General features: G+C 74.3%; 19 protein-coding genes and 1 riboswitch. Of the genes, 9 read left to right on the top strand and 10 right to left on the bottom strand.

What is annotated here, in order from left to right; all coding sequences use genetic code 11:
* Nucleotides 1–18: 18 nt before the first annotated feature.
* From ACH4SL_RS26400 to ACH4SL_RS26390, 3 genes are all read right to left on the bottom strand, one after another.
* Entirely contained in the window at nucleotides 19–444 is a 426-nt protein-coding gene (locus ACH4SL_RS26400) for a DUF3040 domain-containing protein (RefSeq protein WP_398449813.1), read from the bottom strand.
* Between the two features lie 266 nt (nucleotides 445–710).
* Entirely contained in the window at nucleotides 711–1,481 is a 771-nt protein-coding gene (locus ACH4SL_RS26395) for a methyltransferase (RefSeq protein ID WP_398449811.1), read from the bottom strand.
* 122 nt (nucleotides 1,482–1,603) lie between these two features.
* The gene (locus ACH4SL_RS26390) at nucleotides 1,604–2,086 is read right to left on the bottom strand and encodes an SAV_6107 family HEPN domain-containing protein (protein WP_398449809.1); all 483 of its coding nucleotides are present in this window, start codon (nucleotides 2,084–2,086) and stop codon (nucleotides 1,604–1,606) included.
* 177 nt (nucleotides 2,087–2,263) lie between these two features.
* On the opposite strand from ACH4SL_RS26390, the gene ACH4SL_RS26385 reads away from it, so the two are divergent.
* The 4 genes from ACH4SL_RS26385 (at nucleotide 2,264) to ACH4SL_RS26370 (ending at nucleotide 7,847) form a co-directional block, all read left to right on the top strand.
* The gene (locus ACH4SL_RS26385; protein WP_398449807.1) at nucleotides 2,264–2,890 is read left to right on the top strand and encodes a TetR/AcrR family transcriptional regulator; all 627 of its coding nucleotides are present in this window, start codon (nucleotides 2,264–2,266) and stop codon (nucleotides 2,888–2,890) included.
* Between the two features lie 305 nt (nucleotides 2,891–3,195).
* Nucleotides 3,196–3,801, top strand: coding sequence for a DUF4126 domain-containing protein (locus ACH4SL_RS26380; protein ID WP_398449805.1), 606 nt, complete (start codon nucleotides 3,196–3,198; stop codon nucleotides 3,799–3,801).
* Between the two features lie 28 nt (nucleotides 3,802–3,829).
* Nucleotides 3,830–5,353, top strand: a complete 1,524-nt coding sequence (locus ACH4SL_RS26375; protein ID WP_398449803.1) for a phytoene desaturase family protein — start codon at nucleotides 3,830–3,832, stop codon at nucleotides 5,351–5,353.
* A gap of 208 nt (nucleotides 5,354–5,561) precedes the next feature.
* A complete protein-coding gene (locus tag ACH4SL_RS26370) occupies nucleotides 5,562–7,847 on the top strand; it encodes a germacradienol/geosmin synthase (protein WP_398449801.1) in 2,286 nt (761 codons plus the stop codon).
* A 9-nt stretch (nucleotides 7,848–7,856) separates the two neighbouring features.
* Here the strand turns inward: ACH4SL_RS26370 and ACH4SL_RS26365 are convergent, their stop codons facing one another.
* The 5 genes from ACH4SL_RS26365 to ACH4SL_RS26345 all read right to left on the bottom strand — a co-directional run bounded on the left by ACH4SL_RS26365 (nucleotide 7,857) and on the right by ACH4SL_RS26345 (nucleotide 12,294).
* The gene (locus ACH4SL_RS26365; protein ID WP_398449799.1) at nucleotides 7,857–8,855 is read right to left on the bottom strand and encodes a hypothetical protein; all 999 of its coding nucleotides are present in this window, start codon (nucleotides 8,853–8,855) and stop codon (nucleotides 7,857–7,859) included.
* A 39-nt stretch (nucleotides 8,856–8,894) separates the two neighbouring features.
* A complete protein-coding gene (metF, locus tag ACH4SL_RS26360; RefSeq protein WP_398449797.1) occupies nucleotides 8,895–9,812 on the bottom strand; it encodes a methylenetetrahydrofolate reductase [NAD(P)H] in 918 nt (305 codons plus the stop codon).
* A gap of 137 nt (nucleotides 9,813–9,949) precedes the next feature.
* The gene (gene thiE / locus ACH4SL_RS26355; protein ID WP_398449795.1) at nucleotides 9,950–10,597 is read right to left on the bottom strand and encodes a thiamine phosphate synthase; all 648 of its coding nucleotides are present in this window, start codon (nucleotides 10,595–10,597) and stop codon (nucleotides 9,950–9,952) included.
* A gap of 45 nt (nucleotides 10,598–10,642) precedes the next feature.
* Nucleotides 10,643–11,017: an Rv2175c family DNA-binding protein gene (locus ACH4SL_RS26350; protein WP_398449793.1), complete on the bottom strand. Its 375-nt coding sequence runs from the start codon at nucleotides 11,015–11,017 to the stop codon at nucleotides 10,643–10,645.
* Between the two features lie 77 nt (nucleotides 11,018–11,094).
* Nucleotides 11,095–12,294, bottom strand: coding sequence for an NAD(P)/FAD-dependent oxidoreductase (locus ACH4SL_RS26345; RefSeq protein ID WP_398449791.1), 1,200 nt, complete (start codon nucleotides 12,292–12,294; stop codon nucleotides 11,095–11,097).
* A gap of 303 nt (nucleotides 12,295–12,597) precedes the next feature.
* A riboswitch (TPP riboswitch) is annotated at nucleotides 12,598–12,710 on the top strand.
* Here ACH4SL_RS26345 and thiO point away from each other — a divergent pair.
* The 4 genes from thiO (at nucleotide 12,707) to pknB (ending at nucleotide 17,089) form a co-directional block, all read left to right on the top strand.
* Nucleotides 12,707–13,897, top strand: a complete 1,191-nt coding sequence (gene thiO, locus ACH4SL_RS26340) for a glycine oxidase ThiO (protein WP_398449789.1) — start codon at nucleotides 12,707–12,709, stop codon at nucleotides 13,895–13,897. Its footprint overlaps the riboswitch before it by 4 nt.
* Nucleotides 13,894–14,127 carry a sulfur carrier protein ThiS gene (thiS, locus tag ACH4SL_RS26335; RefSeq protein WP_398449787.1) on the top strand — a complete coding sequence of 78 codons (234 nt, stop codon included), beginning with the start codon at nucleotides 13,894–13,896 and terminating at the stop codon, nucleotides 14,125–14,127. The genes thiO and thiS overlap by 4 nt, the downstream gene beginning before the upstream one ends.
* 3 nt (nucleotides 14,128–14,130) lie before the next feature.
* Nucleotides 14,131–14,946 (top strand): thiazole synthase, encoded by an 816-nt coding sequence (locus ACH4SL_RS26330; RefSeq protein WP_398449785.1) that lies wholly within the window; start codon nucleotides 14,131–14,133, stop codon nucleotides 14,944–14,946.
* Nucleotides 14,947–15,070: 124 nt separating this feature from the next.
* Nucleotides 15,071–17,089, top strand: coding sequence for a Stk1 family PASTA domain-containing Ser/Thr kinase (pknB, locus tag ACH4SL_RS26325; protein ID WP_398449783.1), 2,019 nt, complete (start codon nucleotides 15,071–15,073; stop codon nucleotides 17,087–17,089).
* Between the two features lie 15 nt (nucleotides 17,090–17,104).
* Here pknB and ACH4SL_RS26320 read toward each other — a convergent pair whose 3' ends face one another.
* Nucleotides 17,105–17,719: a sulfite oxidase-like oxidoreductase gene (locus ACH4SL_RS26320; protein WP_398449781.1), complete on the bottom strand. Its 615-nt coding sequence runs from the start codon at nucleotides 17,717–17,719 to the stop codon at nucleotides 17,105–17,107.
* A gap of 169 nt (nucleotides 17,720–17,888) precedes the next feature.
* Between ACH4SL_RS26320 and bfr the strand changes: the two genes are divergently transcribed.
* The gene (gene bfr, locus ACH4SL_RS26315; protein WP_398449779.1) at nucleotides 17,889–18,368 is read left to right on the top strand and encodes a bacterioferritin; all 480 of its coding nucleotides are present in this window, start codon (nucleotides 17,889–17,891) and stop codon (nucleotides 18,366–18,368) included.
* Here bfr and ACH4SL_RS26310 read toward each other — a convergent pair.
* Nucleotides 18,349–18,615 (bottom strand): bacterioferritin-associated ferredoxin, encoded by a 267-nt coding sequence (locus tag ACH4SL_RS26310; protein WP_398449777.1) that lies wholly within the window; start codon nucleotides 18,613–18,615, stop codon nucleotides 18,349–18,351. The two genes, bfr and ACH4SL_RS26310, sit on opposite strands and share 20 nt — an antisense overlap.
* Nucleotides 18,616–18,621 lie beyond the last annotated feature (6 nt).

The following is an 18,621-nucleotide window of genomic DNA, read 5'->3' as shown; positions in this document are numbered from 1 at the left end:
TCAGGTCAGCGGGGGGGCTTAACGCCCGCCCTGCTGTTCGTCGCGGCGCCGCTGCCACCGCTCCTCGATGCGGTCCATGACCGTCCCGCGACGCGGCTGGCGGGGCTCACGCCGCCCGAGGCGGCCTCGGCGGCCGCCGGGGCCGAGCGGCGGCGGGGGCTGGTCCAGCGGCTTGCCCGCCTTGCGCCAGCCGGTCACCGCGAGCACCGCGAAGACCAGCATCACGACGAAGCCCGCGACACCGAGCACGGTCAGTTTGGCGATCATGCCGCCGATGAGCAGCGCGACACCGGCCAGGAAGCCCGCGACCGACAGATACACGCGGCGCCGGGTGAAGGTGCGCAGCCCGGTACCTTCGAGTGCCGACGCGAACTTGGGATCCTCGGCGTACAGCGCTCGCTCCATCTGCTCGAGCATGCGCTGCTCGTGCTCCGAGAGCGGCACGGAGACCTCCTCTTCGACGGCCGCGGAAGCGACCGGTCCGACCCTTTCAGGATAGGCAGGGAATCGCCCCCGTGACACCCGCCCCTGTGCGCCAATCCGACGGGTCCTTCATTCCCCGTCCGCTGCCGCGTCATGCCAGCATACGGTGAGGAAACGCGCTGTGGGCGGGCTGTGACCGACTCCCCGTGTGCCGTCCCGCACGCCGCGGCGGCCCGGAGGCCGCGCGACCCCCGGGCGGGGGCCGCCGGGCAGCGGTCGGGCAGCCGTCAGGGGCGCTCCGCGAGGACGTGCAGCTGGGTCGCGACGGCGTGGAAGCCGGGATCCTCCGCCGCGGCGAGCTCCAGCCGCAGCAGCGCCTCGACGGCGCCCGGCTCGGTGTCGACGAGCACGCCGGGCACGAGGTCGGCGAAGATCCGCACGCCGTGCACGGAGGCGGTGCGCAGCCCCGCGTCGGCGACCAGCCGGCTCAGCTCCTGGGCGGTGAAGCGGCGGGGCAGCGAGTCCCCGTCGCCCCAGCGGCCGTCCGGGTCGCCCAGGGCGTGCTGGGCCTCGGCGAAGTGGCCGGCGAGCGCCCTGGCCAGGACGGCGCCGCCGCGGCCCGCGGCGAGCAGGCTGAGCGCACCGCCGGGGCGCAGCGCGCCGGCGACGTGGCGTACGCCCTCGGCCGGGTCGTCGACGTATTCGAGCACGCCGTGGCACAGGACCATGTCGTAGCCGTCGGGGGTGACGACGTCGGGCAGGCCCTGCGCGTCGCCCTGGACGCCGCTGACCCGGTCGGTGACGCCCGCTTCCGCCGCGCGCCGCTCCAGCGCGAACAGCGCGTCGGGGCTGGGGTCGACGACGGTGACCCGGTGGCCGAGGCGGGCCACCGGCACCGCGAAGTTGCCCGTGCCGCCGCCGGTGTCCAGGACGTCCAGGACGGGGCTGTCCGCGGCCTTCGCGCGCCGGTCGAGCGCCTCGCGCAGCACCTCCCAGACCACGGCGGTGCGCAGGGCGGCTCGGGGGCGCATCGGGTCCACCCCTGCTTGACGGGACATGGCGGACGGCTCCTTGCGGCACGGGCGACGGTGGCGTACGGCGGCCCGGGCGACGGTGGTGATCCAGGCCTGCGCACCCCACTGTAGGCCCTGGCCGCCGCCGCCCGCGGGCCCCGCGCTGGTCACTCCGCCGAGGGCACCACCGGGGCGCCGACGGGCGGGGCGGAGCCGTCCAGCGCGGGGCGCAGCAGCAGCATGCGCTCCACCAGGCGCAGGAACATCGTCACGGCACGGACCAGGTCGTCGGCCTCGCGGGGTCCGGCCGCGGTGGCTATGCCGGCCTCGGCCCGGGCCCTGCGGTCGGCCCCGGCGGCGAACAGGGCGCTCCATTCGGACAGCTCCGGGGCGATCTCCGGCAGCACCTCCCACACGCTGCGGATCCTGCGGCGGCGGCGCGGGGTGTCCTCGGGGCGGCCGCGGGCGGCGAGCACCGCGGCGGCGGTGCGCAGGGCGGCGAGATGGGCGGTGGCGTACCGCTCGTGGGGGGCGTCGAGCCCGGCGGCCTCGGTCAGGCCGAGGTGGGCCTGGGTGAGCAGGTCGAGGGCGGCGGGCGGTGCGGTGGTACGACGCAGCACAGGGTGGACGTCGCTGACCGGAAGTGCCATGGCGAGCCTCACTTTCTCCGTACGTGTGTCCGTACGCCCCATAGTGGGGCCCACCACTGACAATGCGCGTTGACCTGCGGATTTCGCCGCCCGCGGGCCCGTCGCGGCAGCTTTTCCCGGGGGTTTTCCGGCAAGATCACCCCACGCCGCCCCCACCGCTGCGGGCAGAATCGGGCCATGACCACCGCACGACGCCAGGCCACCCGCCGCAAGCTCTACGCGGCGGCCGTCACGCTCATCGCCGAACAGGGCTTCTCCGCCACGACCGTCGACGAGATCGCCGAGCGCGCCGGAGTGGCGAAGGGCACCGTCTACTACAACTTCGCGAGCAAGAACGACCTGTTCGAGGAGCTGCTGCGGGACGGCGTGGAGCGGCTGCGGGACGCGCTGCGGCAGGCGGCGTCGGCGGCGCGGGCGCGCGGCGGCAGCGGGGTGGACGCGCTGGACGCGATGATCCTGGCCGGGCTGACCTTCATCGTCCGCTACCCGTCCTTCACGCAGCTGTACGTGGCGGAGCTGTGGCGTACCAACAGGGCCTGGCAGGACACGCTGACACTGGTGCGCACCGAGGCGGTGTCGGTGGTCGAGGAGGTGCTGGCGGCGGCGGTCGCGGACGGCGAGCTGAGCGACGAGATCGATGTGCCGCTCACGGCGTCCGCGCTGTTCGGCATGGTGCTGGTGGCGGCGCTCGACTGGCAGGCCTTCCAGCCCGAGCGCAGCGTCGAGGACGTGCACGCGGCGCTGTCGCGGCTGCTCCAGGGCCGGGTCGGCGGCGCGCTGGGCGGGCCCTCCCGCCGCGTCTGAGGCACCTGAGCGCGGCGGATACGGCCCCGGTGCACTGTCCCGGCCCGGTCCGTCCCCCCCTGCTACGGACCGGGCCGGGGCAGCGCCCCCCATGACAACCCCCGTTGCCGGCGGGCTCCCGTCCTACCGCCGCCCCGTGTCGGCGGTGTGTCCGGGGTGCCTGCCCGCGCACCACTCTTCCGGTCCGCGCGGGCCGCGCCATCCGTACGGATACTCATCCCGGGGCCTAGGTAGCCGTACTCAGTCCCGGCCCGATCCGGCCAACTCCGGGCGCGCGGCGGGCAGGTCTGGCTAGAGTCCCGGTCATGTCCGCACTTCCGCTGATCTTCACCAGTGGCTGGGCGAGCGGGATCAACGCGTACGCGGTCGTCCTGCTGCTCGGCCTGATGGGTGCCACCGGGGCCACCGACGAGGTGCCGCTGTCCTTGCAGCGCACCGACGTGCTGGTGGTCGCCGCGCTGCTGTTCCTGTGCGAGGCGGTGGCGGACAAGATCCCGTACCTCGACTCGGTGTGGGACGTGGTGCACACCGTGATCCGGCCGGTCGCGGGCGCGGTGGTGGCCGCGCTGCTCGCGGGGCACGACGGTTCGCTGCCGCAGGTCGCGGCGGCCGCGGTGGGCGGTTCGACGGCGCTGGTGACGCATCTGGTCAAGACCGGTACGCGGATGGCGGTCAACACCTCGCCGGAGCCGGTGAGCAACATCGTGCTGAGCCTCACCGAGGATCTGGGCGTGGCGGCCCTGGTGGTCCTCGCGCTCTTCCACCCGGTGGCGGCGGCACTCGTCGCGGGCGCCGTCCTGGTCGCGGGGATCACCGTGGTGATCTTCCTCTTCTCCCGCATCCGGCGCTTCTGGCGGCGCCGCAAGGAGCTGCGCGCCGCCCGTCGCAAGGGCACCCCGGCCACGGCCTGACCGCGCGCCCGCCGCTACAGTCCGTGGCATGGCACGGATTGCGGTGATCGGCGCGGGTATGGCGTCGCTGGCGGCGGCGGCACGGCTGGCGGTCGGCGGCCACCGGGTGGTGGTGCTGGAGCGCACCGGCGGGTACGGCGGTGCGGTGGGGCGGCTGGCACGGGAGGGCTTCGCCTTCGACACCGGCCCCGGCCTGCTGACCCTGCCCGCGGTCTACCGCGACCTGTTCGTCAAGACCGGCAAGGCCGCGCTGGAGGACGTCGTGGGCCTGGCCGAGGTGGATCCGGCGGCCCGTCATGTCTTCGCCGACGGCACGGAGGTGACGCTGCCGAACGCCTCGCGCTCCGGCACCGTCGCGGCGCTGGACGCCGCCTGCGGGCCCGGCAGCGGGGAGCGCTGGGCGGATCTGCTGGTCCGCGGCCGCGAGACGTGGGAGGTCATGCGGCGGCCGATGCTGGAGGAGGCGCTGCCCGCCGACCCGCGGGTCTTCGCGCGCGACCCGTACCCGGCGCTCAGGCGCGGTTTCGGGCCGGGGCGGGGCAGGCCGTCGCTGGCCCGGGTGGCGGCGGCCGAGCTGCGCGACCCGCGGCTGGTGGCGCTGCTGGAGAGCCATCTGCTGGCGCAGGGCGTCGACCCGCGCGAGGGCCCGGCCTCCGCCGCGGTGCTGCCGTACCTGGAGGCGACCTTCGGGGTCTGGTACGTCCGCGGGGGCGTGCGCGCGCTGGCCGACGCGGTGTACGAGCGCTGCCGCGAGCGGCGGGTGGAATTCCGCTTCGACGCCCCCGTGGCCGGGCTGCTGGTCGCCGGCGGGCGGGCGGCCGGGGTGCGGCTGGCCGACGGGAGCGAGGTGCCGGCCGACATCGTGGTGGCCGGGGCGCCGCTGCCCGCGCTCGCCGCCGCGGGCGGTGCGGACGGCACGCCGTGGCCCTTCACCGGGCCCCGCGGGGAGTCCGGGCGCTTCTCCGTCCACCTGGCGCTGCGCGGCTCGCGCCCGCAGGGTTGCGCGCACCGCACGGTGGTGCACGCGGCGGACCGGAAGGGCGCACTGGACTGGCTGTTCGCCCGCCGCCCCGCGCCGCTGCCGCCGCGCGGCGGTGTGACGGTGACCGTGCTGCGGCCCGACGACCCGGCGACCCGGCCGGACGGCGGGCACGAGGCGGTGACGCTGACCGCGCCGGTGCCCGCGCACGGCACGGCGGGCGCGCCGCGGGCGGTGGACTGGAACGCGCCGGGGGCCGCGGACGGCTTCGCGGACCTCGTGGTGGCCGCCGCCGAGGCCGCCGTGCCGGGGCTGCGCGAGCGGGAGCTGTGGCGGGAGGTGCGCACCCCGGCGGACGTCGAGCGGGAGACCGGCGCGGCGGGCGGCGCGGTGCCGGGGCCGTCGCTGGCCGGTGCGGGCGGGACGCTGCTGCGGGCGGCGAACCGGGCGCCGCTGCCGGGCCTCTACGCGGTCGGCGGCTGGGCGCACCCGGGCGGCGGGCTGCCGCACGCGGGCATGTCGGCGGCCATCACCGCGGACCTGGTGGCGGGCGGCCCGGGCGGCAGCCGCTGAGCCGCGGCGGGCTGCGCGGGCCCGTACGGGTGCCCGAAGGCGGGCCGGCGACGGCGCGGTACATGACCGCCCCGCAAGATCGTTAATCGGGCGCGCGCCCGAATTCAACTGATCGAGGGGTTGTGGGGGCAGGCCCTCCCGGCGCGCCGGGTCGATCACTTAGCGTGATCGCAGGCTCTGTGTTCGCCGAGCGGAAGGCCCTTCCGACATGTCCCAGCCCTTCGAACTCCCGGATTTCTACGTCCCGTATCCGGCCCGCCTCAACCCCCGCCTGGAGCGGGCGCGCGCGCACACCAAGGAGTGGGCGCGCGGCATGGGCATGCTGGAGGGGTCCGGCATCTGGGAGGAGTCGGATCTCGACGCGCACGACTACGCGCTGCTGTGCGCGTACACCCACCCCGACGCCTCGGGCCCCGAGCTGGACCTGGTCACCGACTGGTACGTCTGGGTGTTCTTCTTCGACGACCACTTCCTGGACATCTTCAAGCGCACGCAGGACATGGCGGGCGCGAAGGCCTATCTGGACCGGCTGCCGGACTTCATGCCGCTCGACCCGGACGGGCCGATGCCGGAGCCGACCAACCAGGTGGAGGCGGGGCTGGCGGATCTGTGGGCGCGCACGGTGCCGGCGATGTCGGACGACTGGCGGCGGCGCTTCCGGCAGAGCACCGAGTCCCTGCTGGAGGAGTCGCTGTGGGAGCTCGGCAACATCAGCGCGGGCCGGATCTCCAACCCCGTCGAATACATCGAGATGCGCCGCAAGGTGGGCGGCGCGCCCTGGTCGGCGAATCTCGTCGAGCACGCCGCGGCGGCCGAGGTGCCCGCGGTGATCGCCGCGAGCCGCCCGCTGCGGGTGCTGCGCGACACCTTCTCCGACGGCGTCCACCTGCGCAACGACCTGTTCTCCTACCAGCGCGAGACCGAGCAGGAGGGCGAGCTGGCCAACGCGGTGCTGGTGCTAGAGCACTTCCTCGGCCTCCCGCCCCAGGAGGCCGCCGAGCTGGTCAACGACCTGCTGACGTCCCGCCTCCAGCAGTTCGAGCACACCGCCCTCACCGAGGTCGGCCCGCTCGCCGACCAGTACGGCCTGGGCCCCGCCGAGCGGCGGGACGTGCTGGCGTACGTCAAGGGCCTCCAGGACTGGCAGTCCGGCGGCCACGAGTGGCACATGCGCTCCAGCCGCTACATGAACGGCGCCGGGGAGGGCGCCGCGGGCGCGGTGAGCGGCACGGCGGCCGCGACCGGGGGGCTCGGCGGACCGACCGGGCTGGGCACGACGGCGGCGGGGGTGCTCGGCTCGCTCGCGGCGACGATGCCGCAGCGCCTGCGCTCCTTCAGCCATGTCCCCCACCGGCCGGTGGGCCAGGTGCCGCTGCCGGACATCGCGATGCCCTTCCCGCTGCGGATGAGCCCGCATCTGGACGCCGCCCGCGAGCACTGCGCCACATGGTGCGAGCGGATGGGCCTGCTGGGCCCGGAGCCCGGCGTCCCCGCGCCGGGCGGGGTGTGGGACGCGGAGAAGCTGGCGGCGTACGACCTCGCGCTGTGCGCCGCCGGTATCCACCCGGAGGCGACCGAGCAGGCGCTGGACCTGACGACCCAGTGGCTGGCGTGGGGCACCTACGGCGACGACTACTACACGCAGGTCTTCGGCCGCGCCGGTGACCTGCTGGCCGCCCGGCTCACCACCGACCGGCTGCGGCTGTTCATGCCGCTGGACGCCGGGCTGGTGCCGCCGCCGCTCACCGCGTTCGAGCGGAGCCTCGCCGACCTGTGGCGGCGCACCGCGGGGCCGATGGGCCAGGAGGCCCGGTGCGCCTTCCGCGCCGCGATCGACGACATGACCGCGAGCTGGCTGTGGGAGCTGGTGAATCTCCGGCACAACCGGATCCCCGACCCGGTGGACTACATCGAGATGCGCCGCGACACCTTCGGCTCCGGCCTGACGATGAGCCTGTCCCGGATCGGCCACGGCGGGGTGCTCCCTCCCGAGGTCTACCGCGCCCGGCCGGTGCGGGCCATGGAGTCCGCGGCGGCGGACTTCGCGTGCCTGCTCAACGACGTCTTCTCGTACCGGAAGGAGATCGAGTTCGAGGGCGAGATCCACAACGCGGTGCTGGTGGTGCAGAACTTCCTGGACTGCGGCCCGGACGAGGGGATGCGGGTGGTGGGCGCCCTCATGGCCGCGCGGATGGCGGAGTTCCAGCACATCACCGAGACGCAACTGCCCTCGCTCTACGAGGAGTTCCAGCTCGACCCGGCCGCCCGCCGGGCGCTGGACGGCTATGCCCAGGAGCTGCGGGACTGGATGGCCGGAATCCTGAACTGGCACCGCGGCTGCCGCCGCTACGACGAGGAGTCGCTGCTGCGCCACTTCCCGGCGGCCGCCGCGGCGGCCACGGCTCCTCCCGCGGCCCAGCCCTGGCGCATCCCCGCCGGGCTCGGCACCGCGGCGGCCCGGCTGCCCGCGCTGCTGGGCGACACGGGCCGGTAGCGGGCCGGCTCAGTAGCGGTAGGGGTCGTACGGGTCCGACTGCTGCGGCGGGTAAGGCGCGGGCGGCTGGTCGCCGTAGGGCTGCTGCTGGGGGATGTACGGCGGCTGCTCCGCCTGTTGCGGGTATTGCTCCTGGTAGGGGTAGCCGTAGCCGTACGGGTCCGCAGGCGGCGGGGGCTGGGGGGTCCAGTCGCCGGTGGTGTGCGGGAAGTCCCCGTAGCCGGCGGCGGGCTGCTGCTGCGGGTAGCCCTGCCCGTAGTCGTGGCCCTGCTGCTGCCCCGGACCCTGGTCGTAGCCGTAGCCGCCGTCGTAGCCGTAGCCGCCGGGGGGCTGCTCGGGGTAGCCGTGCGGGTCGGCCGCGGACTGGTCGGCGCCCCAGCCGTAGCCGTCCGGGGCCGTGCCCTGCCCGTCGCCGTAGCCGTAGCCGTACGAGGCGGCTGCGGGCTCGGGCTGGGCGGGCGGGGCCCAGCCCGAGCCCGCGCCGGTGTCCTGGCCGTAGCCGCGCGTCGCGTACGGGTCGGCGGTGGGGCCGGGCGGGGTGCCGTAGAGCGGGTATTCGCCGCTGTCCTCGTGCATCGGCATCGGCTGGTAGATGTCGTCGCGCGCGCTGCCCGGGTCGGCGATCTGCTCGGGTCCGCCCTCGACGGACACCTGGCCGGTGTCGCCGAAGCCGTCCTCCTCGATCGGGCCGACCTCCAGCGTGGCCCGGCCGCGCGGCGCGGGACGGCCGCCGCGGAGCCGGTCGGCGAGCGGTCCGCCGCTCAGCGCCCATCCCGCGGCGAAGCCCCGCTTGTACGACCAGGTGACCTGTACCTGCCCGATGCCGAAGGCGATCGCGCCCACCAGGATCAGCAGCGGCTCCCGCATCGCGACCCCGGCGACGACCCCCATGAAGCCCGCGAAGGCCAGCGCCCGCCAGCGCAGCCGCGCCTTGTGCTGGAACAGCACCTCACCCAGCAGCCACAGCGCGACGATGCCGAAGGCGATGTAGAGCACCGAGAAGCCCATGGGGCCCACTTCCTCACCTGGGAGCCGCCGCGGGCGTCGCTACGCCCGCCGGTGCAGTCCCAGATTCTCGTAGATCTCCAGCGATGCGGTGGAGTGGTTAAGAGTAATGAAGTGCAGCCCCGGGATGTCCTCCGCCAGCAGCCGCCGGCACATCTCGGTGGCGAACTCGATGCCGATCGCCCGCACCGCCGCCGGGTCGTCCTGCACCGCGAGGATGCGCTCGGCGACGCGGGGCGGGAAGGGCGTGTTGCCGAGTTGCGAGAAGCGCTCGATCTGCCGGACGTTCGTCACCGGCATGACCTCGGGGATGATCGGGGTGCTGCACCCCGCCGCGTCGACCCGGTCGCGCAGCCGCAGGTAGGCGTCGGCGTCGAAGAACATCTGGGTGATGGCGAAATCCGCGCCCGCGCGGCACTTGTCGAGGAAGTGCCGGGTGTCGTCGGCCGGGTCGGTGGAGCGCGGGTGCATCTCGGTGAAGGCGGCGACGCCCACGCAGAAGTCGCCGGACTCCTTGATCAGCCGGACCAGCTCCGCCGCATACGTCAGGCCCTGCGGGTGCGGGACCCATTCGCCCAGCGGGTCGCCGGGCGGGTCGCCGCGCACGGCGAGGATGTTGCGGATCCCGGCGTCGGCGTACTGCCCGATGATGTTGCGCAGCTCGGCGACCGAGTGGTTCACCGCGGTCAGGTGCGCGCAGGGGGTGAGCGTGGTGTCGGAGACGATCCGGTCGGTGGCACGGACGGTGCCGTCGCGCGAGGAGCCGCCGGCGCCGTAGGTGACCGACACGAAGGTCGGCTGCACCGCCTCGATGCGCCGGATCGCGTTCCACAGCGTCCGCTCGCCCTTCTCCGTCTTGGGCGCGGTGAACTCGAAGGAGTACGAGCGGCGGCCGGACGCGAGCAGCTCACGGATGGTGAGCGCTCGGTCCGTCCGCGTGGACGGGGTTCCCAGGGCCATGAGTGCAGGCTAACCGCGGTCGGCGACCGAGCGTCACCGGAACGGGGAATATGCCCGAATACGCCCGTTCCCCGTCCACCCTGTGGACAGCCCGCAGGCACCCGCCGTCGACCGGCGGTGACGCGGCCCCGGCGGGGTCAGGCGCGCACGGCCGCCGCGAGCCCGCGGGCGGCCTCGTACGGATCGGCGGCCTCGGTGATCGCCCGGACCACCACGATCCGCCGCGCGCCCGCCGCCAGCACCTCGCCGACGTTGCCCGCGTCGATGCCGCCGATCGCGAACCACGGCCGGTCCGTGCCGAGCCCCGCGGCGTACCGCACCAGGTCCAGGCCGGGCGCCGGGCGGCCCGGCTTGGTGGGCGTCGGCCACACCGGGCCGGTGCAGAAGTAGTCCGCGCCCGGCTGCCCGGCCGCCGCGGCCGCCTCCGCCTCGCTATGGCAGGAGCGGCCGATCAGCACGTCCTCGCCCAGCAGGGCGCGCGCGGCGGGCACCGGCAGATCGCCCTGCCCCAGGTGCAGGACGTCCGCGCCCGCCGCGTGCGCCACGTCGGCCCGGTCGTTGACGGCGAGCAGCCGCCCGTGCCGCCGGCACGCGTCCGCGAGGACGGCGAGCGCCGCCAGCTCCTCGCGGGCCTCGATGCCCTTCTGCCGCAGCTGGATCACGTCCACCCCGCCGGCCAGGGCCGCGTCGGCGAACTCCGCGAGATCGCCGCGCTCCTGCCGGGCGTCGGTGCACAGATACAGCCGGGCGTCCGCCAGCCGTTCGCGTGCCGTGCTGCTGGTCATACGGGCGGCTCCCCGGGGCGGGCGGCGGACGGGGCGCCGCAGGGCTTACACGGCGAGCGCCTGGGCGCGGCGCTTCACCTCGGTCCCCCGATTCTCCCGCAGCGCCTGTGCCGGGGTGCCGGGCAGGGTCTCATCGGCGGTGAAGAGCCACTCCAGGGCCTCCTCGTCGGAGAACCCGTCGTCCTTCAGGACGGTCAGCGTGCCGGCCAGGCCCTTGATGATCTTGCCCTCGCCGATGAAGGCGGCGGGCACCATGAGCACCTTGTTCTCCCCGCGGCGGACCGCGAGCAGTTGCCCCTCCTTGATGAGCGGGCGGATACGGGTGATGTCGAGCCCCAGCCCGTCGGCGACCTCGGGGAGGGTGAGCCAATCGGGGACGAGCGCGTCGATATGTGCGTCAACTGACGAGAAAACAGTCACGGGACAAGCCTGCCACCTGCCGCCGACAAGCGCTGCGGGGCGGCGCCGTCCGGGCACCCGGACATGGGCCGTTCCGCCTACCGCGCCGCCGACCTCAGCGGCACCGCCGGGTCGGCGGCCAGCGCCGGGTCCACCGACGCCGAGCTGCCGATCAGCTTGCGGGCCTGCGCCAGATCCCGCGGCCGCCCCACCGCGAGCACCGCCGCCAGCCGCTCGCCGCGCAGCCAGCACGCCGACCACGCGTCCGTCGCCGGATCGCCCCGCATCAGCAGCGTGTCGGCGCCGGCGTGGTGCCCGGCGTACTGCACGAAGCGCCCGAACTGCTCCGACCAGAAGTACGGCACCGGGTCGTACACCTCGTCGCCGCCCAGTACGTTCGCCGCGGCCGTACGCGGGCCCTGCAGGGCGTTGTCCCAGTGGTGGACCAGCAGCCGCTCGCCGTACCGGGCCGACGGGAAGGACGCGCAGTCGCCCACCGCGAAGACGTCCGGCGCGGTCGTCCGCAGCCGGTCGTCGGCGACGACCGCGCCGTCCGTCCCGAGTGCGACACCCGCCCCGGCCAGCCAGCCCGTCGCCGGACGCGCCCCGATCCCCACCACCACGGCCTCCGCCGCAATCCGGCTGCCGTCCGCGAGCACCACCGCGCCGGGCTCCAGCTGCGCCACCGGGGTACCCGTCCGCAGCTCGACCCCCGCCTCGTCGTACCAGGCCCGCATGTGCGCGGTCACGACCGCGGGCAGCACCCCCGCGAGCGGCCGGTCCGCCGCCTCCACGACCGTCACCGCGCAGCCCGCCTGCCGGGCCGCGGTCGCGAACTCCGCGCCGATCCAGCCGGCGCCCACGACGACCACGTCCTGACCCGCGTCCAGCACGGGACGCAGCGCCGCCGCGTCGTCCAGCGTCCGCAGCAGATGCACGCCGGGCAACCCCGTCGTCCCCGGCAGCGCCACCGGATACGCCCCGGTGGCCACCACGAGCCGGTCGTACGGGACCGCGCCCGCGTCCGTCACCACCTCGCGCTCCCCCGTGCGCAGCGCCTGCGCCCGCACCCCCAGCCGCACGTCCACCCGCAGGGCGTCGAAGTCCACGTCGAACCTGGCGTCGTCGGCCGGGCCGCCCAGCAGTACCGCCTTCGACAGCGGCGGCCTGTCGTACGGGGCGTGCGGTTCGTCCCCGATCAGCGTGATCTCGTCCGCCGAGCCCATCTCTCTGAGGGCCACGGCTGTCTGCACGCCGGCCATGCCGGCTCCGACGATGACGAATTTCCGGCTGCTCATTTCCTCACGGTAGCGCTCCGCGGTGCCGCCGCCGGGCGGGGCGTGCGGCTTTCCCACCGCGGTGGGTGCCCGCGCCTGGCGGCGCGGGGTGTTTCCCACCCGCACCACCCGTGCGAGTCAGATGTCGTCTGACGGCCCCCCTGTGGGGCTCAACCACCATCGGCGGCGAACCCGCCACACCCCGCCGGGTAACAACAGGGGCGCGAGGAACTGCGCGAGCAACCACCCACCGGCGGGCGGTCGCATGTCGAACCGCACCACCCGTCCCGGGGCGCTCGCCGGGGAGGGATAGGGTGAGTCACGAGTTGGACTCGCGGGAGCCTGGGGTGGACCGGGCTGAGAGGGCGGCTGGTCGCCGCCGACCGTAGGAACCTGATCCGGGTCATTCCGGCGAAGGGAGGAGCTGACGTCCATGCGGACGTACCGAACGCACCCGCACCCCGACGTACTGATCATCGGCGGCGGCATCATCGGCCTCGCCACGGCCTGGCGCGCAGCGCAGCGCGGCCTGCGGACGGCGGTCGCCGACCCCGCACCCGGCGGCGGAGCCGCCCACGTCGCGGCGGGCATGCTCGCCGCCGTCACGGAGCTGCAGTACGGCGAGCAGGCCCTGCTCGACCTGAACCTCGCCTCCGCCGCCCGCTACGCGGGCTTCGCCGCGGAGCTGAGCGAGGCGACGGGCCTGGACACCGGCTACCGCCCGTGCGGCACCCTCGCGGTGGCGCTGGACGCCGACGACCGCGCGCAGCTGCGCGACCTGCACGCCTTCCAGACGGAACTGGGCCTGGACTCCCACTGGCTGACCGGCCGCGAGTGCCGCCGCCTGGAGCCGATGCTCGCGCCCGGCGTACGCGGCGGCCTGCGGGTGGACGGCGACCACCAGGTCGACCCACGGCGGCTGGCGGCGGCGCTGCTGAGAGCGGCGGAGCTCGCGGGCGTGGAGTTCCTGCGGGCGCGCGCCGCCCGGGTGGAGTCGGCGGGGGGCCGGGTGACCGGCGCGGTGCTCGCGGACGGCACGACGGTGACCGCCGCCCAGACCGTGCTGGCCGCGGGCAGCGAGAGCGGGCGGATCGACGGGATACCGCCCGAGCTGCTGCCGCCCGTGCGCCCGGTGAAGGGCCAGATCCTGCGGCTGCGGATCCCGGCCTCGCACGCGCCGTTCCTGTCGCGTACGGTCCGCGCGGTGGTCCGCGGCAGCCATGTGTACCTGGTGCCGCGCGACAACGGCGAGCTGGTGCTCGGCGCGACGAGCGAGGAGTTCGGCTGGGACACCACGGTGACCGCCGGCGGGGTCTACGAACTCCTGCGGGACGCACACGAGTTGGTGCCCGGCATCACCGAACTCCCGCTCACCGAGACGCTCGCGGGTCTGCGCCCCGGCTCACCGGACAACGCCCCGCTGCTGGGCCGCACCGCGCTGGACGGCCTGCTGTTCGCGACCGGCCACCACCGCAACGGCGTGCTGCTCACGCCGGTCACCGGCGACGCGATGGCCGCGGTGCTGACCTCCGCGGACGGCGAACTCCCGGCGTACGCGGCGGCGTTCGGAGCGCAGCGGTTCGCCGCCCGGGAGCCGGGGACCTACCAGGAGCTGAGCGTATGAACGCCACGCGTACGCCGGGCGGCGCGCGGATCACCGTGCACGTCAACGGGCGGGCCCACGAACTGGACGCGCCCGTCGCCCTCGATGCCCTGGTCGCGGAGCTGACGACCGCGCCCTCGGGGGTGGCCGCGGCGCTCAACGAGACGGTCGTCCCGCGGACCCGCTGGTCCGCGACCCCGCTGTCCGACGGCGACCGCGTCGAGGTGCTGACCGCGGTCCAGGGAGGCTGAACGATGACGACGACGGCACCGGCGACGGCGGCCGACCCCCTGATCGTCGGCGGGGTCGCGTTCGGCTCCCGGCTGATCATGGGCACGGGCGGCGCGCCCAGCCTGGAGGTGCTGGAGCACGCGCTCGTCGCGTCCGGCACCGAGCTGACCACGGTGGCGATGCGCCGCCTCGACCCGACCACGCAGGGCTCCGTGCTGTCGGTGCTCACCCGGCTCGGCATCCGCGTGCTGCCCAACACCGCGGGCTGCTTCACGGCGGGCGAGGCCGTGCTGACCGCGCGGCTGGCGCGGGAGGCGCTGGGCACGGACTGGATCAAGCTCGAAGTCATCGCGGACGAGCGGACGTTGCTGCCGGATCCGGTCGAACTGCTGGACGCGGCGGAGGTGCTGGTCGACGACGGTTTCACGGTGCTGCCGTACACGAACGACGACCCGGTGCTCGCGCGGAAGCTGGAGGACGTCGGCTGCGCGGCGGTCATGCCGCTGGGCTCCCCCATCGGCTCGGGCCTGGGCATCCGCAACCCGCACAACTTCCGGCTGATCACCGAGCGCGCGGGAGTCCCCGTCATCCTGGACGCGGGCGCGGGCACGGCCTCCGACGTCGCCCTCGCGATGGAACTCGGCTGCGCGGCCGTGATGCTGGCCTCCGCGGTGACCCGCGCGCAGCACCCCGCGGTCATGGCCGAGGCGATGCGCCACGCGGTGACCGCCGGCCGCCTCGCCCACCGCGCGGGCCGCATCCCCCGCCGCCACCACGCCCTGGCGTCCTCCCCGACGGAGGGCGTGCCCGACTTCGACCCGGAGAGACCGGCGTTCTGAGTGGGGCAGGACGCTCCTGCCGGTCATGCCGATGGTTACGGTTTGGCCGCGTTCGCCACGGCATCGCCACAGTGCCGCGGCGAACGGGGACCGGCGTCGTACCCGGCTCGTAGAATCGGACGTCGTGGACACCACCGTGCAGGATCCGCTGGTCGGGCAGACGCTGGACGGGCGTTACCGGGTCGAGGCCCGGATCGCCGTCGGCGGGATGGCCACGGTCTACCGCGCCCTGGACACCCGGCTCGACCGGGTGCTCGCGCTGAAGGTCATGCACCCGGGGCTCGCCGCGGACGGCGGCTTCGTGGAGCGGTTCATCCGCGAGGCGAAGGCCGTGGCACGGCTGTCGCACCCGAATGTCGTGGGCGTCTTCGACCAGGGCACGGACGGCACGTACGTGTACCTGGCCATGGAGTACGTCGCCGGCTGCACGCTGCGCGACGTGCTGCGCGAGCGCGGCGCGCTCACCCCGCGGGCGGCGCTCGACGTGCTGGAGCCGGTGCTCGCGGCGCTGGGGGCGGCGCACCGCGCCGGGCTCGTGCACCGCGACGCCAAGCCGGAGAACGTCCTGATCGGCGACGCGGGCCGGGTCAAGGTCGCCGACTTCGGCCTGGTCAGGGGCGTGGACGCGCAGACGAGCAGCTCGGGCGCGCTGCTCGGCACGGTGTCGTACCTGGCGCCCGAGCAGATCGGCCACGGCCAGGTGGACGAGCGGACGGACGTGTACGCGTGCGGCGTGATGCTGTACGAGATGCTGACCGGCGCGAAGCCGTACGAGGGCGACACCGCGATGGAGGTGATCGTCCGGCGGCTCAACGAGGACGTGCCGCCGCCCTCCGCCGCCCTGCCCGGGCTCGCGCCGCAACTGGACGCGCTGGTGGCCCGGGCCACCAGCCGCGACCCTGAGGGCCGCCCGGCGGACGCGGTGGCGCTGCTCGCGGAGGTGCGGGCGGTGCGCGCGGAGCTGACGGACGAGGAGCTGGACCACCGCGCGGCCCCCGTGCAGACGGCCGGGTCCGTACCGGTGGGCGCGGAGGATCCGACGAGCGTCGTGCACCCGCTGGCGGCGCTGGCGATGCCGGCCCCGCCCGCGCCGTCCGGCCAGGGGGACGACGAGCTGCACCGTACGACCCGGCTGCTGCCGCGGCGGCCCGCGGACGGGGAGCCGTACAGCATCGACGACACGCCCACGGCTCCGCCGCCCGTTCCCAGCCGTCCCGGCGGGAACGGCGGCAGGCAGGGGCGGGCGGTGCGCGGGCCGGCCTGGCGCGGCCGGCGCGGGGTGCTCGCGGTCCTGGCGGCGCTGCTGGTGGTGCTCGGGGTCGCGGGCGGCGTCTGGTACGTCAACGACGGGCAGTTCACGCACGTCCCGGGCGTGCTGGCGCTGCCGCAGGCCGAGGCGCAGCACAAGCTGAGCGCCGCGGGCCTGGACACCGAGGTGCGCAAGGACTATTCGCTCACGGTGCCGCGCGGCAGCGTGATCTCCACCGACCCGGCGCCCGGCAAGCGCATCCGCGGCAACGGCACGGTGACGCTGACCGTCTCGGAGGGCCCGCGCCAGGTGAAGGTGCCGGACGTGTCCGGGCACCCGCTCGCCGACGCGCAGCAGCAGCTCAAGGACGCGGGGCTGGTGCCGGGCACGGTGGGGAGGTCGTTCAACGACTCGGTGCCGCAGGGCTCGGTCATCGTGACGGACCCGCCCGCGGGCCGGGAGATCGCGCCGGGCACACCGATCGCCTTCACGATCTCCCGCGGCTCGCCGGTGGACGTACCGGACGTGATCGGGAAGTCGGTCACCGAGGCGCAGCAGACGTTGCAGGACGCGGGCTTCCAGGTGGTGCTGTCACCGGACAAGGCGTTCTCGGACGAGGCGGACAAGGACACCGTCGCCCTGGAGACCCCGGACCGCGACACCCAGGCGGCCAAGGGCGACACGGTGACGATCACGGTGTCCAAGGGGCAGCAGCTCTTCCCGGTGCCGGACGTCACGGGCCAGAACCAGGACGACGCGGAGGCGACCCTCAAGGCGGCGGGCTTCGAGGTGCGGGTGATCAGCCTGTTCTTCGGCGACACCGTCTTCAACGAGTCCCCGGACGGCGGCAGCCAGGCCCCGAAGGGCGCCACGGTCACCCTCTGGGTGCGCTGAGCGAAGCGACAGGCCCTAGAGCTCGGGCCCGTCGCCCGGCTCCTCCTGGTAGGAGTAGCGCTGCTCCTGCCAGGGGTCGCCGAGGTTGTGGTAGCCGCGCTCCTCCCAGAAGCCGCGGCGGTCGGCCGTCATGTACTCGATACCGCGGACCCACTTGGGGCCCTTCCACGCGTAGAGCCTCGGGACGACGAGGCGGACGGGGAATCCGTGTTCCGCGGTGAGGGGTTCGCCGCCCTTGTGGGTCGCGAATATCGCCAGGTCGTCGAGGAAGTCCTCGATACGCAGGTTGGAGCTGAATCCGTATTCGGCCCACACCATCACATGGGTGACGTCGTCGGCGGGCGGGGCGAGCTTCACGACGGTGGAGGTGGCCACACCGCCCCATTCGATGCCGAGCATCGAGAATTTCGTGACGCAGTGGAAGTCGGCGACGACGGTGTCATAGGGAAGCGCGGAGAACTCCGGGTGTTTCCAGGACGTCGTGCCGCCGTCCGCGGTGGCGCCGAAGACGCGGAACTCCCAGCGGTCGGCCTTGAACCGCGGAACCGGCCCGTAGTGGGTCACCGGCCAGCCCCGCTGGATCCGCTGGCCCGGCGGCAGCTCCCCCGCGCGACGCTCGTACCGACCCATGCCTCCATGGTGACAGACCCGGCCCGGTGCTCGTGACCAGGCGCCGGGCACCGGACCCCAGGGGGGCAAAACGGCCACAGTACGTAAGTGTGCACTTACTGGAACAGATGACCGCGCAATGCAAGGATGCGCGCAACCCACTTGTCCGAACGGGAAGGACGGCGCTGCCATGCAGGGCGACCCCGAGGTCATCGAGTTCCTCAATGAACAGCTGACCGCCGAGCTGACCGCGATCAACCAGTATTTCCTGCACGCGAAGATGCAGGAGAACTTCGGCTGGGTGAAGCTCGCGAAGCACACCAGGGCGGAGTCCTTCGACGAGATGCGGCACGCCGAGATCCTCACCGACCGGATCATTTTCCTGGAGGGCCTGCCGAACTACCAGCGGCTCTTCCATGTCCGGGTCGGGCAGACGGTCACCGAGATGTTCGAGGCCGACAAGCAGGTGGAGGTCGAGGCGATCGACCGGCTGCGGCGCGGTATCGACCTGATGCACGGCAAGGGCGACTTCACGTCCAAGAACATCTTCGAGTCGATCCTCTCCGACGAGGAGGAGCACATCGACTACCTGGACACCCAGCTGGAGCTGATCGAGAAGCTGGGCGAGCCGCTCTACCTCGCGCAGGTGATCAAGCAGCCAGACGCCTGAGCGGCGCCGGGGCGGCCGGGGCCGGCGTCACCTGCGGGGCGGCCTCCTGCGGCTCCAGCCGGTCCCGGGTCACGCAGCCGTCGCCGCGGCCCAGCAGGGCCTGGATGCGCTTGACGCAGGACCCGCAGTCGGTGCCGGCCTTGCACGCGGAGGCTATCTGCCGCGGGGTGCAGCGGCCGTCGGCGGCGTGCTGCTTGACCTGGCCTTCGGTGATGCCGAAGCAGGAGCAGACGTACACGCGGTTCACCGCCCG

Origin of the sequence: Streptomyces sp. NPDC021020 (assembly GCF_044333285.1) — a bacterium.
GTDB lineage: Bacteria > Actinomycetota > Actinomycetes > Streptomycetales > Streptomycetaceae > Actinacidiphila.
Note: the sequence above shows the minus strand (reverse complement) of the source record. Positions and strands in the feature narration are given on the sequence as shown.

Excerpts from the sequence above, each read along its gene's own strand:
- ACH4SL_RS26395 (WP_398449811.1), bottom strand. The coding sequence starts at position 1,481 with ATGTCCCGTCAAGCAGGGGTGGACCCGATGCGCCCCCGAGCCGCCCTG.
- ACH4SL_RS26390 (WP_398449809.1), bottom strand. The coding sequence starts at position 2,086 with ATGGCACTTCCGGTCAGCGACGTCCACCCTGTGCTGCGTCGTACCACC.
- ACH4SL_RS26385 (WP_398449807.1), top strand. The coding sequence starts at position 2,264 with ATGACCACCGCACGACGCCAGGCCACCCGCCGCAAGCTCTACGCGGCG.
- ACH4SL_RS26380 (WP_398449805.1), top strand. The coding sequence starts at position 3,196 with ATGTCCGCACTTCCGCTGATCTTCACCAGTGGCTGGGCGAGCGGGATC.
- ACH4SL_RS26375 (WP_398449803.1), top strand. The coding sequence starts at position 3,830 with ATGGCACGGATTGCGGTGATCGGCGCGGGTATGGCGTCGCTGGCGGCG.
- ACH4SL_RS26370 (WP_398449801.1), top strand. The coding sequence starts at position 5,562 with ATGTCCCAGCCCTTCGAACTCCCGGATTTCTACGTCCCGTATCCGGCC.
- ACH4SL_RS26365 (WP_398449799.1), bottom strand. The coding sequence starts at position 8,855 with ATGGGCTTCTCGGTGCTCTACATCGCCTTCGGCATCGTCGCGCTGTGG.
- metF (WP_398449797.1), bottom strand. The coding sequence starts at position 9,812 with ATGGCCCTGGGAACCCCGTCCACGCGGACGGACCGAGCGCTCACCATC.
- thiE (WP_398449795.1), bottom strand. The coding sequence starts at position 10,597 with ATGACCAGCAGCACGGCACGCGAACGGCTGGCGGACGCCCGGCTGTAT.
- ACH4SL_RS26345 (WP_398449791.1), bottom strand. The coding sequence starts at position 12,294 with ATGAGCAGCCGGAAATTCGTCATCGTCGGAGCCGGCATGGCCGGCGTG.
- thiO (WP_398449789.1), top strand. The coding sequence starts at position 12,707 with ATGCGGACGTACCGAACGCACCCGCACCCCGACGTACTGATCATCGGC.
- thiS (WP_398449787.1), top strand. The coding sequence starts at position 13,894 with ATGAACGCCACGCGTACGCCGGGCGGCGCGCGGATCACCGTGCACGTC.
- ACH4SL_RS26330 (WP_398449785.1), top strand. The coding sequence starts at position 14,131 with ATGACGACGACGGCACCGGCGACGGCGGCCGACCCCCTGATCGTCGGC.
- ACH4SL_RS26320 (WP_398449781.1), bottom strand. The coding sequence starts at position 17,719 with ATGGGTCGGTACGAGCGTCGCGCGGGGGAGCTGCCGCCGGGCCAGCGG.
- bfr (WP_398449779.1), top strand. The coding sequence starts at position 17,889 with ATGCAGGGCGACCCCGAGGTCATCGAGTTCCTCAATGAACAGCTGACC.